The organism is Type-D symbiont of Plautia stali, from assembly GCF_001485335.1.
Taxonomy (GTDB): domain Bacteria; phylum Pseudomonadota; class Gammaproteobacteria; order Enterobacterales; family Enterobacteriaceae; genus Pantoea; species Pantoea vagans_C.
The window spans coordinates 1-226 of record NZ_BBOC01000230.1; the positions used below are offsets into that span (position 1 = coordinate 1).

General features: G+C 60.6%; 1 protein-coding gene. It reads left to right on the forward strand.

Features of this window, described 5'->3' with window-relative positions:
- The coding region (locus PSSD_RS26130) for a S16 family serine protease (RefSeq protein ID WP_304949883.1) at positions 1–226 on the forward strand (226 nt) is incomplete at both ends.

Sequence of the window (226 nt, forward strand, 5' to 3'; positions counted from 1 at the left end):
ATGAGAAACGTGACATCCACGTGCACGTGCCGGAAGGTGCGACGCCGAAGGATGGCCCAAGTGCGGGTATCGCGATGTGTACGGCGCTGGTCTCCTGCCTGACAGGTAACCCCGTGCGCTCCGATGTGGCGATGACCGGTGAAATCACCTTGCGTGGCCAGGTACTGCCGATTGGTGGCCTGAAAGAGAAGCTGTTGGCAGCGCATCGCGGCGGCATCAAAACTGT